12 protein-coding genes are annotated in these 16,058 nt (G+C 73.9%); 5 read left to right on the forward strand and 7 right to left on the reverse strand.

Annotated elements, in window-relative coordinates:
• Positions 1-252 precede the first annotated feature (252 nt).
• Positions 253-750, forward strand: coding sequence for a hypothetical protein (locus ACFYR0_RS06800; protein ID WP_389322621.1), 498 nt, complete (start codon positions 253-255; stop codon positions 748-750).
• Positions 751-803: 53 nt separating this feature from the next.
• On the opposite strand, the gene ACFYR0_RS06805 is transcribed toward ACFYR0_RS06800, so the two are convergent.
• Positions 804-2,789, reverse strand: coding sequence for an N-acetylmuramoyl-L-alanine amidase (locus ACFYR0_RS06805; RefSeq protein WP_389322623.1), 1,986 nt, complete (start codon positions 2,787-2,789; stop codon positions 804-806).
• A 289-nt stretch (positions 2,790-3,078) separates the two neighbouring features.
• Positions 3,079-4,257, reverse strand: coding sequence for an aminoglycoside phosphotransferase family protein (locus ACFYR0_RS06810; protein WP_389322625.1), 1,179 nt, complete (start codon positions 4,255-4,257; stop codon positions 3,079-3,081).
• A gap of 243 nt (positions 4,258-4,500) precedes the next feature.
• On the opposite strand from ACFYR0_RS06810, the gene ACFYR0_RS06815 reads away from it, so the two are divergent.
• On the forward strand, positions 4,501-5,997 hold the full coding sequence (locus ACFYR0_RS06815) for a hypothetical protein (RefSeq protein WP_389322627.1): 1,497 nt from the start codon (positions 4,501-4,503) through the stop codon (positions 5,995-5,997).
• A gap of 125 nt (positions 5,998-6,122) precedes the next feature.
• On the opposite strand, the gene ACFYR0_RS06820 is transcribed toward ACFYR0_RS06815, so the two are convergent.
• Complete coding sequence (locus ACFYR0_RS06820; RefSeq protein WP_389322629.1) at positions 6,123-7,544, reverse strand: PP2C family protein-serine/threonine phosphatase; 1,422 nt, start codon at positions 7,542-7,544, stop codon at positions 6,123-6,125.
• A 408-nt stretch (positions 7,545-7,952) separates the two neighbouring features.
• On the opposite strand from ACFYR0_RS06820, the gene ACFYR0_RS06825 reads away from it, so the two are divergent.
• Complete coding sequence (locus ACFYR0_RS06825; protein ID WP_389322631.1) at positions 7,953-8,366, forward strand: SsgA family sporulation/cell division regulator; 414 nt, start codon at positions 7,953-7,955, stop codon at positions 8,364-8,366.
• Between the two features lie 28 nt (positions 8,367-8,394).
• Here ACFYR0_RS06825 and ACFYR0_RS06830 read toward each other — a convergent pair whose 3' ends face one another.
• From ACFYR0_RS06830 to ACFYR0_RS06840, 3 genes are all read right to left on the reverse strand, one after another.
• A complete protein-coding gene (locus ACFYR0_RS06830; RefSeq protein ID WP_389322633.1) occupies positions 8,395-9,408 on the reverse strand; it encodes a Gfo/Idh/MocA family protein in 1,014 nt (337 codons plus the stop codon).
• A 94-nt stretch (positions 9,409-9,502) separates the two neighbouring features.
• Positions 9,503-10,597: a chemotaxis protein gene (locus ACFYR0_RS06835; protein ID WP_389322635.1), complete on the reverse strand. Its 1,095-nt coding sequence runs from the start codon at positions 10,595-10,597 to the stop codon at positions 9,503-9,505.
• Positions 10,598-10,673: 76 nt separating this feature from the next.
• Positions 10,674-12,281, reverse strand: a complete 1,608-nt coding sequence (locus tag ACFYR0_RS06840; RefSeq protein ID WP_389322637.1) for an alpha/beta hydrolase — start codon at positions 12,279-12,281, stop codon at positions 10,674-10,676.
• 354 nt (positions 12,282-12,635) lie between these two features.
• Between ACFYR0_RS06840 and ACFYR0_RS06845 the strand changes: the two genes are divergently transcribed.
• Together ACFYR0_RS06845 and ACFYR0_RS06850 are read left to right on the forward strand one after the other, a co-directional pair.
• Positions 12,636-13,310 (forward strand): chaplin family protein, encoded by a 675-nt coding sequence (locus ACFYR0_RS06845; protein ID WP_389322640.1) that lies wholly within the window; start codon positions 12,636-12,638, stop codon positions 13,308-13,310.
• A gap of 123 nt (positions 13,311-13,433) precedes the next feature.
• Positions 13,434-15,332 carry a glycoside hydrolase family 15 protein gene (locus ACFYR0_RS06850; protein ID WP_389322642.1) on the forward strand — a complete coding sequence of 633 codons (1,899 nt, stop codon included), beginning with the start codon at positions 13,434-13,436 and terminating at the stop codon, positions 15,330-15,332.
• Here ACFYR0_RS06850 and ACFYR0_RS06855 read toward each other — a convergent pair.
• Positions 15,292-16,038, reverse strand: a complete 747-nt coding sequence (locus tag ACFYR0_RS06855; protein ID WP_389322644.1) for a class I SAM-dependent methyltransferase — start codon at positions 16,036-16,038, stop codon at positions 15,292-15,294. The two genes, ACFYR0_RS06850 and ACFYR0_RS06855, sit on opposite strands and share 41 nt — an antisense overlap.
• Positions 16,039-16,058: the final 20 nt, after the last annotated feature.

A 16,058-nucleotide genomic window follows, 5' to 3' on the forward strand; every position in this document is an offset into this window, starting at 1 on the left:
CCGTCGCCGCCCGCCCGCGCAGTTCCCCGCGCCCCGTGGGGGCGTCCGTGGCACCCCTTCGCCCAGTCCCAGGGCTCCCGAGCAATCGGCCGAGCAGCACAGGGCCCACCCGAAGGGGCGCGTGGCTGTGTTCGATGTGCGGCTGCCGCCGCGCGGGCGCGAGCGACCACGGGCGAGCCGCGGCCGAAAGGCGGCACAGGCCAAGCCCTCTCCTCGGCTGAACCGCCGGACGGCAAGCCGTACCATGGCGACATGTCGTTCCTCCGCCGCCGCAGCGCCACCCCCGCCGGGCCCGACTTCGACGTACTGGCCATGGACCCGGGCGACTGGCCCGGCAACCTCGGCGCCGGGCTGCTGCCCGCCCCCGACGGCTCCTGCCAGGGCGTCTTCCTGCGCTACGACCTGTTCGGCGGCCGCGGCCCCGCGATGATCATCGGCAACCTCCCCCAGGGCTCCCCGGCCCGCGAGGTCACCGAGGACCAGATCCCCTTCGAGGTGGCCCAGCTCCTCGTCGCCCTGGAGAACGACGAGGAGGTCACCGTCACCGGCGTCGAGGACGTGCCGGTCATGCAGGGCGACAACCTCCTCATCGTGCGCCGCCTCAAGCTCTCCGAGAGCCGTATCGCCTGTGTGCAGTTCGACCGCAGCGACAACGTCCTGGTGACCATCGCCGCCTGGGACCGCCCCATCACAGACGACCTGTACGCACTGCTGAAGCCGCTCCCCGCGGAGCTGTTCCAGCAGGGCTGAAGCCCGCGAGGGGCCAGGCCGGGCCGCCAGCACGGCGACCCGGCCCGTCCCTGTCAGGACGTCGACGGCCCCACGTTCACATCGGCCGACCGGACGAACGCCACCCGGTGGCCGAACTGGATCTCGTAGTAGAGGTCCTTGCCCCGCACCACACGATGGGACGTGGTGTCGAAGGTGACGGCGTAGTAGTACTCGCCCGCCACCAGATCGCCCGCCACGTACTTCTGCCCCGCGAGCAGCTTGTACGGCAGCGGGGACACGGCCTGCGCCGGGACCCCGGCCGGGTACGCGGCCGCCTCCGGGTAGGCACGGCCGTAGACCGGGACGCTCTCCAGGCCGGCCTTGGGCGTGATCACCAGCCCCTTGGCGGACACGGCCGTCGGCTTCCGCGCCGGGTTCTCGAACCAGGCCTTCTGGCCCAGGTACCAGATCGCCGTCCAGTCGCCCTCACGGCCCGCCACCGCGTACTGCTGGCCCGTGGACACCCGCGACCCGATGTCGTTGACGTCGATCGTGGAGTCCTGGCCGCCCGGCCGCAGCCCGATGTCCTTGACCAGCGGATACGTCGCCCCCGGCCCGGTGTGCAGCCGTACCGCGCTCGAGCCGTGGACCGCGCACGGCTCACCGGAGGCGGCGCACCCCGTGTAGACGGGCCGGTTCCCGGCGTAGTCGGGCCGGATGGTCACCAGCCCGCCGTCCGGACCCGCGGTCGGCTCCAGGGGCCGACCCAGGAGCTGGAAGTAGTGCGCCCAGTCCCAGTACGGGCCCGGGTCGGTGTGCATACCGCGGACCGTCGCCGTGGTCGGCCCCGGCACGGTGTCGTGGCCGAGGATGTGCTGCCGGTCCAGCGGGATGTCGTACCTGCGCGCCAGATAGCGCACCAGCCGGGCCGAGGAACGGTACATCGCCTCCGTGTACCAGGAGTCCGGGTAGGCCAGGAAGCCCTCGTGCTCCAGGCCCACCGACTTGGCGTTGACGTACCAGTTGCCCGCGTGCCAGGCCACGTCCTTCGCCTTGACGTGCTGGGCGATGTGCCCGTCCGTGGAACGCAGCGAGTAGTTCCAGGACACGTACGTCGGGTCCTGCACCAGCCTCAGGACGCCCTCCCAGCCGCCCTCCGTGTCGTGCACGACGATGTACCGGATGCGCTGCGAGGCCGGCCGGTCGGCGAGGTCGTGGTTGCCGTAGTCGTTGTCGCCGAACGTCTCGTACGGAGCCGGGATCCACTCGCAGGACACGTTCGAGGGGCACTCCGTGCCCGCGGCCGAGGCCTCGCGCAGACCGGTGCGGGCCAGCTGGGAGGTGTCGGGGGCCAGGTCCGGGCGGGCCGCGAGGGCGACGCGCTGCCCGGCGTCGGTGAACCGCTCGGCGCCGGTGCGCAGCACGTCGTACACGTCGTTCGCGTACGCGGCGGCCGTCGACGTGTCGTCTGCGCCCGAGAAGCGCGCCACCGCGCCGTACCAGTCCGCCGGGTCAGCGCTCAGTGGTTCGCCCAGGTCCCGCTGCGCGGCCGCGAGCAGCGCCGCGCCGCCCGCCACGTTCGCGGCCGGGTCGGTGCGCAGGGCCTCGGGGCTCAGCCCGGTCAGGGCAGCGGCCTCGGGCAGTGTGCGCAGCCGGGCCGGGAGCCGTGCCGGGTCCGGCGGTGCCGCCTCGGGCAGCAGGGCGGGACGGGCGCTGTCGCCCCGGGCGTCCTCGGTGCCCTCGCCGTGGTGCGGCGCGTTCGCCAGAGCCGTACGCGCGTCCGTCAGGTGCATCGGGCCGTAGCCGCCGGTCACGCTCGGGGACCCGGCGTGCGCGTCCCAGCGGGACTGGAGGTAGGACACCGCCAGCAGCACGCTCTGCGGCACCCGGTGTTCTGCGGCCGCCGAGGCGAAGGCCAGCTGGAGACGGTCCGCGGACCCCGCCTCCGCCGGTGTCCCGGAGGGCGCCGCGCCCAGCAGGGGCAGCAGCAGCGCGGCGGTCGCGAGGGTGCCCGTCGCGGCCCTTCGCCTCCGTCCGGGTCCTGCGGCGGTACGGGGATCGGTGACGGGTCGTCGCAAAGCAGCCTCCTGGGACGGTCGGGCGCGATGAGCCGTGCGGGGTCGGTACCGGTGACGGCCCCTGTGACAGGGGCGTGTCAGTGGTATCGGCTCTCCGACGATCCGTCAATCATGCCCACAGAAGGGCGATTTCCCATGTCAGCGTGGTCTGCGCGGAGTTTCGCGGCGGCGGCCGACGGGCCTGCGCGGCGTCAGTGGGCTACACCTATGGTCCCGGTTGCGGGCCCGCACACGGTGAGGTCCGTGGTGCCCCGCCCGTCCTCGGGCGCACCACGGACCACCGTCCCCGTCAGCGAGTGCCGACCGCCGCGCGGACGGCCCGGCGGGCCATCTGGCAGTCGTCGTGCAGCCGCCTGAGCAGCAGCCGCTGTTCCTCGCCGGACGGCGCGGCAGCCGGGGGAGCCGTACCCGGTGCCGCCGGGGTCGTGTCCTGCATCGCTCGCTGCACGGCCGTCTCGTAGGTCCGGATCTCCCGCGTGAGGACGAGCATCAGGTTCACCAGGAAGGCGTCGCGCGAGGCCGGGCCCGCCGACTGCGCGATCTGGCTGATCTGCCGCCGGGCCACGGGCGCGTCGCCGAGCACCGACCACAGGGTGGCGAGGTCGTAGCCGGGCAGGTACCAGCCCGCGTGCTCCCAGTCGACCAGCACCGGACCGGCCGGGGACAGCAGCACGTTGTTCAGCAGCGCGTCACCGTGGCAGAACTGGCCCATGCCCTGCCGGCCCGCGCTGGCGGCGATGCCGTGCAGCAGCTTCTGGAGGTCGCCCATGTCCCGGTCGGTGAGCAGCCCCAGTTCATGGAACCGGGAGATGCGGGCCGCGTAGTCCAGGGGGGCGTCGAAGGTGCCCGCGGGCGGCCGCCAGGAGTTGAGCCGGCAGATCGCGCCCAGCGCCGCCCGGATGTCGGCGCGTGGCGGGGTCTCGGCGGGGTGGCGCTGAAGGGCCGCCACCCGGCCCGGCGTCCGCTCGACGACCAGGGTGCAGTTGTCCGGGTCCGCCGCGATCAGCCGGGGCACCCGCACGGGCGGGCGGTGCCGGACGAACGAGCGGTAAGCAGCTATTTCGTGCCGGATGCGCTCGGCCCAGGCGGGCGAGTGGTCCAGTAAACACTTGGCGACGGCGGTGCTGCGACCGGTCGTGCCGACCAGGAGCACCGCCCGGCTGTTGCGGCGCAGCACCTGCACCGGAGTGAACTCCGGGCAGATCCGGTGCACCGCGGCGATCGCCGCGCGCAGCTGGGCGCCCTGGGGGCCGGACAAGTCGAGTCTCCCGCTGAGCGGTTGGCCGCCCGGTCCCGCGCCACGCCGCGCCCTGCCCGCGCCGAGCACGGGGGCGGCCGATCGCTGGGGGGCGAGGTAGGGGCCGCCGCCCGGCAGGGGGACTTCCCCCACTCGGGCCGTGCCCGGCGTCTGGGGACGCGGACGGAGCGACCGGGGCGGGGCGGACACGGAGGACGATGCTGCGTACATGGGCGATACAGATCCCTTCGTGAGCCCTACGACAACGCGCTGCCCGACCCGGTCGCGCGGGTGCACCCTGGGGAGTGCACCAGTTCCGGGGAACCGGCGACCGGGTCGGGGTGGCGCGTTCCTACCCGACACCCGGCGGCCCGTGGCACACCATCTGGCGCACCCTGGCGAACCCTGGCGAATAGTCGCCCGGCAACTCTCCAAGGGCTACGGTCAACTCAGCCGAGAACCTGGGGGCTTGACGTGAGCGGACAACCCAACACCCGCCTTTCGGACCTGTTCGGCCTGGCCGGCTGGTCCAAAGGCGAACTCGCGAGGCTGGTGAACCGGCAGGCGGTGGCCATGGGCCACCCGCAGCTGTCGACCGACACTTCGCGAGTGCGGCGGTGGATCGACATGGGAGAGATCCCGCGCGATCCCGTACCGCGGGTGCTGGCGGCCCTGTTCACCGAGCGTCTCGGCCGTGTCGTGACCATCGAGGACCTCGGTCTGGTCAGGCACGGGCGCGCGGGGAAACGGCAGGGCGGCGGGATTCAGGAACATCCCGACGGTGTGCCGTGGGCGCCCGAGCGAACCGCCGCGGTCCTCACCGAATTCACGGGAATGGACCTCATGCTCAACCGACGCGGCTTGGTGGGCGCGGGTGCCGCGCTCGCCGCGGGATCCGCCCTCAGCAGCGCCATGCACAACTGGCTGCACACCGATCCGGCCCTGTCCGCCGACGCTCCCGTCCTCGACAACCCCCTGCACGCCGACCCCGCCGGGTTCGACCGCTACGAGGCAGCCCCCATCGGGTCGCAGGAGATCGAGGAGCTCGAGCGCTCGGTGGAGGTGTTCCGGGCCTGGGACGCCGCCCGCGGTGGCGGGCTTCAGCGCAAGGCGGTGGTGGGCCAGCTCAACGAGGTGGGCGGCATGCTCGCCTACCACCACCCTCCTCATCTCCAGCGGCGCCTGTGGGGCGTCGCCGCCAACCTGGCCGTCCTCGCGGGCTGGATGTCCCACGACGTCGGCCTCGAACCCACGGCCCAGAAGTACTTCGTCATCGCCGCCCACGCCGCGCGCGAGGGCGGAGACCGACCCCGGGCCGGCGAGGCGCTCTCCCGGGCGGCCCGTCAGATGGTGCACCTGGGCCGGCCGGGCGACGCGCTCGATCTGATGAAGCTGGCCCAGTCCGGCTCCGGCGAGCGGGTGCTGCCGCGCACCAAGGCCATGTTCCACACCATCGAGGCCTGGGCGCAGGCGTCGATGGGCAAGGGACAGGCGATGCGGCGCACCCTCGGCCGGGCGGAGGACCTCTTCGTCTCCGACAAGGCCGACGAGGCACCGCCGTCCTGGATGCAGTTGTTCAACGAGGCCGACCTGTACGGCATGCAGGCCCTGGCCTACCGGACGCTGGCGGAGTTCGAACCGGAGGCCGCCGTCCACGCCCGGCACTACGCGGACAAGGCGCTGGCCCTGCGGGTCGACGCACAGGAGCGCTCGAAGATCTTCGACTTCCTCTCCATGGCCTCGGCCTGCTTCATCGCCGACGACCCCGAGCAGGCGGACAGCTTCGCCCGGCTCGCCCTGGTGTCGATGGGGCAGAACTCCTCCCGCCGCACCTGGGACCGGCTGCGCCAGATGTACCGGCTCACCGCCGAGTACGCCGAGTACCCGAAGATCCAGGACCTGCGCGAGGAGATCCGGCTGGCGCTGCCGAGGACGCCCAAGGGCAGGGGAGGCGCCACGGCACCGGTGTAGGGGCCCCGCCGGGGCGTTCCCCGGCCTCTCTCAAGGCTGTTGTACGAGGCGCCGTACGGTCACGCGCCGACGCACGCGGCACGGCTCACCGTGCCGGTCTCACGCGCGGTCCGGCAACTCCGGTGTCACGTCTCGACCTTGGCGAGCAGCACGCAGGCGTCGTCCTCGCGCGCGCCCTCGCCGAACTCCTCCACGACCTCCCGCACACAGTCCTGCGCGGTGGCCGCCGCGTCCAGGCGCGGGGCCAGGCCGAGGAGACGTCGCACGGAGGCGTCCCCGTCCTCGCCCGGCACCAGTCCGGCGGTGTGCAGCAGCAGGACGTCGCCCGGTTCCAGGGTCACCTCGGCCTCGCCGTAGGAGGCACCCGGGGTGGCGCCGAGCAGGACTCCGTCCGGTGCGTCCAGCCGGCGTCCCGTCCCGCCGCGGAACAGCAGCGGGGCGGGGTGTCCGGCCCGCGCCCACACCAGCGTGCGGGTCGCGGGACGGTAGCGGCAGCACACGGCGCTGCCCATGGCGGGCTGCACGGTGGCGTCCAGGAGCTGGTTCAGCCAGGACAGCAGCGGGCCCGGGCCGGTGCCGGCCATCGCCATGCCGCGCACCGCGCCGAGCAGCATCGCCACGCCCGAGGCGGCGGCGACGCCGTGCCCGGTGAGGTCACCGACGCTCAGCAGGGTCTCGCCGTCGGCGAGTTCGAGGGTGTCGTACCAGTCGCCCCCGAGCGGTGTCCGGGCGGCGGGCGGCAGCCGGTGCGCGGCCAGGTCCAGGGCGGGCCGTCCCCGGTGCGGGAGCCGCAGGGCGCCGCGCCACGGGGGGAGCACGGCCTCCTGCAGCTCGACCGCCAGCCGGTGCTCGGTCTGCGCCCGGTGCCGCTGGCGCTGGAGCGAGTCACGGGTCTCGCTCACGGCGCGCTGGCTGCGGCGCAGCGCGCTGACGTCGCGCAGCACGGCCCACATCGAGGCGGTGCCGCCGTCCCCGTCGAGCACCGGCTCGCCCATCATGTGCACCGTCCGGACGTCGCCGTCCGGGCGCACGATCCGGAACTCCCCGTCGATGCGCCGGGCGTCGACCAGGCAGTCCGTGACCATCGTGGTCAGCAGCGGCCGGTCCTCGTCGTGCACCAGGGACGGCAGTTCGTCGAGGGTGAGCGGGGGAGCGGCGGGGTCGCGGCCGAGGATCTCGTACAGCTCGCCGGACCACCTGGCCACGTCCGTCAGGAGGTTCCACTCCGCGCTGCCGACCCGGCTGAGCAGCGAATCGCCCCCCGGTTCGGCGGCGGGCGCCGGCGCGGGCGCGGTCTCCTCGGCGGGGGCCTCGGGTCCGTCGCGCAGTTGCGCGAGATGCTCGTCGAGGTCGTGGAGCTGGTGCAGGGCGAGGTCGTACAGCGCGCGCTGCCAGCGGTCCTCAGGGTCCGATCCGTCACCCGGTACCTCCCGCCGCACCGCGTCCACGTCGCCCCGCAACCGCCGGGTCTGCGTGATCAGCGCATCGACCGTGCCGCGTCCTGGCGGCTGGGCGGCTGGGCGGTCCGCGGAGAGATGGGGTGACATGACGCACTCCGGAAGGGCGGGACGGTACGGCCAGGGCTGTGGGGGAGGGACCGCTACGACTGTTGCACAGCCCGCCACGCCCTGTAAGGGATTTGGCAACACACGGTACGGTGGTGCTTCTGGCATATGCCAGGGTCTACCCGGAGGGGTCCCCGCACGCCTTTCGCCTACCTCGCCCGAAGGGGTAAGTCGTAGGAGACGTACGCGACTTGACGCAGTGTCGGGCGTCCGTCCGAGGGGTCTGTCCATGAGTTCGACGCCCCTTTGTTCTAGGTGGCGGGGATGTCGGGGCGCCTGTGACGCAGGTCACATCAATTCTTCGTGTGAGGGGCGTAATGCAAACGCCCCCTGCGAGGTCGTAACTGCGTGCCGGAACACCGGCCGAGTCCCGCCCGCAGGAGGCCGCCCATGGACATCACCCTCGAACAGCCCGCCCGTGCCCGGCTGATCACCGCCGACGAACTGGAGGTGCCGGTACCCGCCACCCTGCGGTACGACTCGGGCGACCCGCTGGCGGTCCAGATCGACTTCCCGCCCGAGGTGTCCCTGGAGGGCGAGGGCGTCACCTGGACCTTCGCCCGCGCACTGCTGGCCGACGGTCTGGAGGGCCCGGCCGGCAGCGGGGACGTGCACATCTGGCCCTGCGGCCGGGCCCGTACGGTGCTGGAGTTCCACTCGCCCTACGGCATGGCCCTGCTCCAGTTCGACACCGCCGCCCTCGGCCGGTTCCTGGTGCGCACCTACGCGGTCGTGGGCGCGGGGTGCGAGGACCTCGGCACGGCCGTCGACCGCGGCCTGGACGCGCTGTTCGACGAGGTGTGAAGGGCTTTTCGGCGGCCCGCGCGGCCGGTCACCCGTACAGCGCCGGACGCGGGGCCAGGCCGACGGCCACCCGGGTCCCGCTCTCCTGCGCCCGTACCCCGGCCTCGGCGACCACGGAGGCCGCGTAGCCGTCCCAGGCGCTGGGTCCCGTGACCCGGCCCCGCCGGGTGGCGTCCACCCAGGCCTGCACCTCACGGTCGTAGGCGTCGGCGAAGCGCACCAGGTAGTCCTGCGCCACCTCCTCGCGCGCGGTGCCCGCCGAGGTGACCAGCACGCCGTGGCCCTCGCCGATCCGGGCGCTGCCCGCCTCGCACACGGCCTCGCAGCGCACCTGGTAGCCGAAGCCGCAGTTGACGAACACCTCCACGTCCACCAGGGCGCCGCCCTCGGTCTCGAAGAGTACGAACTGCGGGTCCAGCAGCCCCTCGGGAGCACCGGACGAGGGGCGCGGGCGCAGCACGGTCACCGCGGTCAGCTCCTGGCCGAGCAGCCAGCGCGCGGCGTCGATCTCGTGCGTGACGGAGCTGTCGATCAGCATCGCGGAGGTGAAGTCCGGCGGCGATGACACGTTGCGGTGTACACAGTGCAGCATCAGCGGCCGCCCGAGCCGCCCCTCGTCCAGCACGGCCTTGAGCCGCCGGTACTCGGCGTCGTAGCGCCGCATGAACCCGATCTGCACCAGCCGCCGCCCGAGCCGGGCCTCGGCCTCCAGCACCCTGAGCGCGCCCTCGGAGCCCGGCACCATCGGCTTCTCGCAGAGCACCGGCAGCCCGCGCGCGAACGCGGCCAGCAGGGCCTTCTCGTGGGCCTCGCCCGGTGAGGCGATCAGCACCGCCCGCACCCCGGGCGCGTCGAGCGCGGCCTCGGCCTCCGCGTGGACCTCGGCCCCGGAGATGCCCGCGAGGGCCTGTTCGGCGCGGTCCACGTCCGGGTCGGCCACCGCGGCGACCCTGGCGCCGCTCACCACCCGGTCCAGGCGTCGTATGTGGTCGGCTCCCATGTGTCCGGCGCCCAGTACCGCCACACCCAGCAGGTCACTCACGTCCGCACTCCCTCGTCGCAGCCCGTCCCGCCGTAGCGTAGGCCGCGGCGGGACGGGCGGGGGGCGAGGGTCCGCCCGAGGGCGGGATGGGCGGTCAGTAGCGCAGCACGCCGGCGATACCGCCGGCCTCGCCGAGGGTGCCGTCCGGGACGAAGCGGACCTCGGCGCCGGTCTCCAGGCACTGCTCGACGATCTCGTCGACGATGTCCTCGCGGGCGTCCAGGTCGCCGCTGAGCGCCGGGATCAGGTGGTCGCCGTCGTCGCGCACGGTGATCCGGTAGTTCTCCTCGACCGCGAGGAGCCGGACACGGGCCTCCCGGGCGTTCTGCCAGAGCTCGTCGACACCGGCCGCGAACTCCCTGCGCCCGCGCGCCGATTCCAGTTCCCCGGCGATCCGGTCGGTGCCGCGCTTGGCCTCCTCCTCGAGCACCGGGTGCAGTGCCTGCCAGACCGCCTCCGCGCCGGCGTGCGCAAGGCCGCCGCGCGGGACCTGGACGGCGTCGCGGGTGTGCAGGCCCATCTCGTCGAGCGCGGACAGCGCCGCCGGCTCGCCGGTGACGTAGACCGGGCGCGGGGCCGCGCGCAGGATCGCGCCGAGGGCCGTGTCCGCGTCGCGCAGGAAGCGCCGGGTGGCCTCGTCGCGGAAGGTGCTCGGATGGTCGCCGATGCGCTCGCGGCGCTCGGGGTCGAAGTTCTCCTCCGCCCGGACGAGCGGGAAGCCTCCGGCGTGCTCCTCGACGACCCGGTCGGCCCCGCCGTTCCACAGCGTGACGCGGTCGGCGGCGACGGACAGCGCCCAGAAGGGCTGTTCGGCCGCCTTCGCGGAGACCAGGTTGCGGGTGAGGAAGGTGTCGGAGAGCACCACGCGTTCGGGCACCTCCCGGGCGAGCGACCACACCTGGTGCTCTCCCGGAGCCGCGAAGATCACCAGGCCGTCCTCGGCGTGGGCGAGGTCGACCTCGGCGAGGGCCCGGTCGAGATGGGCCACCACGTCGTTGCGGCGCTCCCGGGTGACCGAGGGATCGGCCTCCAGCTGGCGCTTGGCCTCGGCCACCACGTTGCGCAGCCGGACCGGGTCCTGGGCGTTCTCGGGCTCGCGGCGATGCGTCGGGGTGAGCACCGACACCGCGGGGTAGGGGCGCGGGCGCCGCAGTTCGCTGAGGATCGTGGGGGTGAGTGCGTGCTCCATGACAGCACCATAGGTCCAATTCTCTTGTCGGGCATTCGGGGCAATCCGCCTACGCTGTCACGGCTGTTGCGGCCACTCAGCGGTCCTCGTCGGAGCCGCAGGAGCTGCCGTCGGCCGGCAGGGAGCCGTGGAGCAGGAAGTCGTCGACCTTGCGGTGCACGCAGGTGGAGGAGCCGTAGCCGGTGTGCCCCTCGGAGCGGTTGTCGAGCACCACCGCCGAGGAGCCGAGCCGTTCGGCGGTCTCCACCGTCCAGCGGTACGGCGTCGCGGGATCGCCGCGCGTGCCCACCAGCAGCATCTTGGGCGTGTCGACGTCCTTGACCTGCTCGCGGATGAAGTCGGTGCCCTTGGGGCGGCCGTGGCACATCAGCACCTGGGTGAGCCGGTAGGTGCCGAAGACCGGTGAGGCACGCTCGTAGTCGGCGCGCAGCCGGGCCAGGTCACGGGTGACCTGCTCGGCCGTCGGGCGGTCGGGATCGTCCGCGCAATTGACCGCCATCAGCGCCGCGGGGAGGTTGTCCAACGGGATGTCCTCCTCGTTCACGAGCGTGCCCTCGGTCCCCTCCCCGGCCCCGGAGCGCACCGGCGGCGGCAGGGCGAAGCCGCCGCCCCCGAAGCTCTCGATCGCACGTGTGTCGCCGTCCTCCACCAACGAGGCCAGAGCCCGCTCCAGCGACGGCCACAGGTCCTCGCTGTACAGCCCCTGCCCGAGCGCCCCGACCAGGTCCTGGCCGCTGAACGGCCCGCCGAAGGCGGTGGGCACCGGGTCCTCGTCGAGCGAGCGCACCAGGCTCACCACGTCCTCACGGGCGGTACGCGCGTCCTGCCCGAACGGGCAGGCGATGTCCCGCACACACCAGTCGAGGAACGACTCCAGCGCCGTCTGCTGCCCCTTGGCCCCGGCGATCCCCTGCTCGGCCAGCGGCTCGGTCAGCGTGTCCACGCCGTCCAGGACCAGCCGGCCGACCTTGTCCGGGAACTGCGCCGCGTACACCGCGCCGAGCCGGGTCCCGTAGGAGAAGCCCAGGTAGTTCAGCTTCTTGTCGCCCAGGGCCTGGCGGATGACGTCGAGGTCGCGCGCGACGTTCACCGTGCCGATGTGCGGCAGGACCGGGCCCGAGTGCTCGGCGCAGTCCGCCGCGATCTGCCGCAACTCCCTCAGCACCGCCTGCGGATCACCGAGCGGGTCGCTCCCGGTCTCCTCCTCCGGCGCCTCGAAGTCTCCGTCGCCGCAGCTCACCGGCGAGGACCGGCCGACTCCGCGCGGATCGAAGGAGACTATGTCGTAGCCCTCGGCGAGGTCCATGAACTCCTCGCCTCCATAGGCGAGTTCCTGCACACCGGAGCCGCCGGGGCCGCCGAAGTTCAGCACCACCGAACCGTGTGAGTCGCCGGTGGCCCGGTAGCGGGCGAGCGCCAGCTCCAGGGTGCCGGCGCGCGGGTGGGCGTAGTCCAGGGGGACGGTGACCTTGCCGCACTGGAGGGGCTCCGGCCGGTCCCCGGGCTCGCTCCCGCACGCCTTCGCCGACCAGGAGATCCTCTGGTCGTAGAAGCGCGCCAGGCCGGCGTCGTCCTCGTCGGCCGCCGCGGCCGGGAGGCCCGCGCACAGCAGGGCGAGTCCCGCGGCGCCGGAGAACGCCCGGCGAAGGAGCGAGGCCCGCCGGTCGGACAGCTTGGTCGGCATCGGTCCCTCCTGCCAGGGACGGGAGCGGGGCCCGCAGGGCCCTGCGGACGGCCCCTCGGGCCCGTCCGGCGGATTCCCGCCTGCCGTCCGACACCTGGCAGGCAGGCTCTAGCTCACGATAAGCGGCCCCGCGCGAAGCCGCCTGCGGGCGGGCGGGGCGCGGCGGGCGGCCGGGAGCGGCCCGCCGTGTGTTCCTCTTCGCCGCGTGCGACGGCTGTTCGATCTTCTCCTTCCGTCCGGTGTTCATGGCACTCGATCGGGTGAAAGGGCGTTCGGCCATAACCCCACTGGTCCGCCCGCGTTCTACCGGGTGCGGGTGAGTGCCCGTGTCCATGTCTGGAAGGCAGGGAACCTATGAGACGGGTTACCCGAAACGGTGTCATCGCCGTCGTCGCCGCCTCCGGCGCGATGGCCGCGGCGGGAGCCGCGCACGCCGACTCCGCGGCCGACGGGACCGCGGCCGGCTCGCCCGGCGGGGTCTCCGGCAACAGCATCCGGCTCCCGGTGCACATCCCGGTCAACGCCTGCGGCAACACCGTGAACGTGGCGGGACTGCTCAACCCGGCCGCGGGCAACGCCTGCGCCAACGCCTCCGGCCCCGCGCACCCGGACGGCCCGCCCCCCGGCGCCGCCGCGGGCGGCGAGACCGAGGGCTCACCCGGCGTGATCTCCGGCAACGGCGTCCAGCTGCCGGTCGACCTGCCCGTCAACCTCAGCGGGAACTCGCTGAACGCGGCCGGCATCGGCAACCCGGCCCTCGGCAACGAGTCCGTGAACACCCCAGGCCAGCCGCAGCCCCCGGCGAAGCCCGAGCAGCCGGTGGAGCCCGAGCGCCCCACCGAGACGGAGAGGCCCAGCCCGCCGAGGTCCCACCGGGGCACCCCGCCGGCCCCCGGGCACGACAGCGCCGGGAACAGCGCCCTGGCCCACACCGGCACCGACGCGACCCTGTCCGCCGCCGCGGCCGGCGCCCTGCTGCTCGGCGGTCTCGCCCTGCACCGCGGATTCCGCCGCCGGACGACGGACTGACCGAGCGCCCGACCGAAGACCCCACCGGCCCCCGCCCGGTGGGGCTCCGCACACCGTGCGCCGCGCCGGGCACCGGCGTACGCTCGTAGATGCGGCTAGGTGTACGACGGCGTGGTCCCGATCATGAGCAGTCTCATCGAGGATTACGCCCTCCTCAGCGACCTGGAGACCGCCGCGATGCTCGGCGGCGACGGCTCGGTCGACTGGCTCTGTCTGCCACGCTTCGACTCGCCCGCCTGTCTGGCGGCCCTGGTGGGCACGGCCGGCAACGGGTTCTGGCGTGTCGCCCCACGCGGCAGCCGAGGCCACTGCACCCGCCGCTCCTACCGGCCCGACACCCTGGTGCTGGACACCGAGTGGGAGACCGTCTCCGGCAGCGTGCGGGTCACCGACTTCATGCCGCCGCGCGCCCAGGACCCCTGCCTCGTCCGCGTCGTCGAGGGCCTCACCGGCACCGTGACCGTACGCAGCGAACTGCGGCTCCGTTTCAACCAGGGCCGCGTCCTGCCCTGGACCCGCGGCGAGAGCGGCCGCTGCCGGGTCGCGGTCGCCGGACCCGACGCGGTCTGGCTGGGCACCGACGGCCCCGGTGACCCGGGGCCCGGCGGCGGCGAGGTCCCGCCGCGCGCCGAGGGACCGGGCGCCATGTGGCAGGCGACCGACGAGGCCGGCGCGAAGTGGCCCACCGCCGAGGGCACGTTCCCGGACCGCGGCGAGGACGGCTCCACCGTCACCGACCTCGTCGTCCCCGCGGGCCGCCGCGTCGCCCTGACCCTGGCCTGGACGCCCTCGCACCGCACGACCGCGCCCGGCGTGCTCTGCGTCCCCGCCGACACCGCCCTGAAGGAGACCGCCGACTTCTGGCGGCACTGGGCCGCGCGATGCCGCTACCAGGGCCCGTGGCGCGAGGCCGTCGTCCGCTCGCTGATCACCCTCAAGGCCCTGACCCACGCCCCCGCCGGCGGCATCGTCGGAGCTCCCACCACCTCACTGCCCGAGCGCCTCGGCGGCGACGGCAACTGGGACGACCGCCTGTGCCGCCTGAACGGCTCCTCCTTCACGCTGTCCTGCCTGCTGCGCAGCGGCTACCGCGAGGAGGCGGCCGCCTGGCTCGGCTGGCTGGTCCGCGCCGTCGCCGGGGACCCGGCCCACCTCCAGAACGTCTACGGCGTCGCCGGGCAGCGCCTGCTGTCCGAGACCGAGGCCCCCTGGCTGTCCGGCTACGAGGACTCGACGCCCGTACGCTTCGGCACCGCCGCCACGGGCCGGCACCGGCTCGACGCCTACGGCGAGGTCCTGGACGCCTTCTGGCAGTCGCTGCGGGCCGGCATCGACCTGCCCCCGCACACCTGGAGCCTGGTCAGGGCACTGATGGACGACGTCGCCGCGCACTGGCGCGAACCCGACCGGGGCCGGGGGCACGGCCCCGCACGGCAGTCCGTCCACTCCAAGGCCATGGCCTGGGTGGCCGCCGACCGGGCCGTCGCGCTCGGGCCGATGCTAGGCGCCGAGGTGCCGGACGCCTGGCGCGTCCTGCGCGACCAGGTGCGCGCCCAGGTGCTCGGCGAGGGCCACCGCCCCGGCCCGCGCTCCTTCGTGCAGACCTACGGCAGCGACCGGCTGGACGCCTCCTCGCTGCTGCTGCCGGCGCTGGGCTTCCTGTCCGCCCGCGACCCCCGGATGCGCGACACCGTCCGGGCCCTGGGCGCCCTGGAGCACGGCGGTTTCCTGCGCGAGCGGACGCCGGAGACCCCGTCCGGCGCGAACTCCCGGGCCGACGGCCGCGCGGCGCCCTCGGTGGCCTGCACGCTGTGGTACGCCGCCGCCCTCGCCGAGCTCGGCGAGACCGGCCGGGCCCACGACACCTTCGAACGGGTCCTGGCGGCCCGCAACGACCTCGGACTGCTCGCCGCCCGCTGGGACCCCGACGCCCGCCGCCAGCTCGGCAACGCCCCGTCCGCGGTCAGCCATGTCGCGCTGGTCAGGACCGCGTTCGCACTGCGCGACGCGCCCGTGCCGTGAGCAGCACCATCCCGGTGTCGCCGTAGTCGGGCAGCGTCGGGTCGGCGTCGATCCGGGTCACCGCCAGCTCCTCGGTCAGCGGCGCGAACACCTCGGCGACCGAGTCGGGGTCGACCGGGCAGCCAGGCCAGCGCGTGGCCGGCCCGATCCGGTAGGTGGGCATGTTCTCCATGAACGCCGCCACCAGATAACCGCCCGGCGCCACACTCCGAACGAACAGCCCGCAGAACGCGGCGAACTCGGCGTAGTCCTCCGTGGCGCCCTCCGCCACGAAGTGCATCGACGCCAGCCCGTACCGCCCCGGCTCCAGGTCCCGGACGTCCGTGTGGACCACGCTCACCCCGGCCAGCGAGGCCGCCAGCGTCGGCGGGATCTGCGGGTTCAGCTCCCGGCACAGCGCGTGGAAGGGCAGCCAGCTCGCCTCCGGCGCGCACAGCAGCTGCCGCTCCAGATAGGCCACGTTGCTCGCCCCCGTCTCCACCGCGTCGATCCGGCGGCAGGCGCCCGAGGCGAGGATCAGCGGATACAGGTTCGGCCCCGCGCCGAACTCCACGGCGTGCGCCACGCCCCCGCGCGGCAGACGGCGGTAGAAGGCCGAGTGGTGCGCGATGACCGCGGCGTCCGAGGGATGCAGGTCCCGGTAGTTCTCGGCGAGGTAGTCCGCAACCGGCCAGCTGTCCCAGTCCACGTCGTCGTTGTGCGTCATGTCGCTCACCCAGGTCGTCC

The sequence above is a fragment of the Streptomyces sp. NPDC005017 genome (genome assembly GCF_042873115.1).
Classification (GTDB): Bacteria; Actinomycetota; Actinomycetes; order Streptomycetales; family Streptomycetaceae; genus Streptomyces.

Bases quoted from the DNA above. Each gene is read 5' to 3' on its own strand.
- ACFYR0_RS06800 (WP_389322621.1), top strand. From the start codon at position 253: ATGTCGTTCCTCCGCCGCCGCAGCGCCACCCCCGCCGGGCCCGACTTC.
- ACFYR0_RS06810 (WP_389322625.1), bottom strand. From the start codon at position 4,257: ATGTACGCAGCATCGTCCTCCGTGTCCGCCCCGCCCCGGTCGCTCCGT.
- ACFYR0_RS06820 (WP_389322629.1), bottom strand. From the start codon at position 7,544: ATGTCACCCCATCTCTCCGCGGACCGCCCAGCCGCCCAGCCGCCAGGA.
- ACFYR0_RS06825 (WP_389322631.1), top strand. From the start codon at position 7,953: ATGGACATCACCCTCGAACAGCCCGCCCGTGCCCGGCTGATCACCGCC.
- ACFYR0_RS06835 (WP_389322635.1), bottom strand. From the start codon at position 10,597: ATGGAGCACGCACTCACCCCCACGATCCTCAGCGAACTGCGGCGCCCG.
- ACFYR0_RS06840 (WP_389322637.1), bottom strand. From the start codon at position 12,281: ATGCCGACCAAGCTGTCCGACCGGCGGGCCTCGCTCCTTCGCCGGGCG.
- ACFYR0_RS06845 (WP_389322640.1), top strand. From the start codon at position 12,636: ATGAGACGGGTTACCCGAAACGGTGTCATCGCCGTCGTCGCCGCCTCC.
- ACFYR0_RS06850 (WP_389322642.1), top strand. From the start codon at position 13,434: ATGAGCAGTCTCATCGAGGATTACGCCCTCCTCAGCGACCTGGAGACC.
- ACFYR0_RS06855 (WP_389322644.1), bottom strand. From the start codon at position 16,038: ATGACGCACAACGACGACGTGGACTGGGACAGCTGGCCGGTTGCGGAC.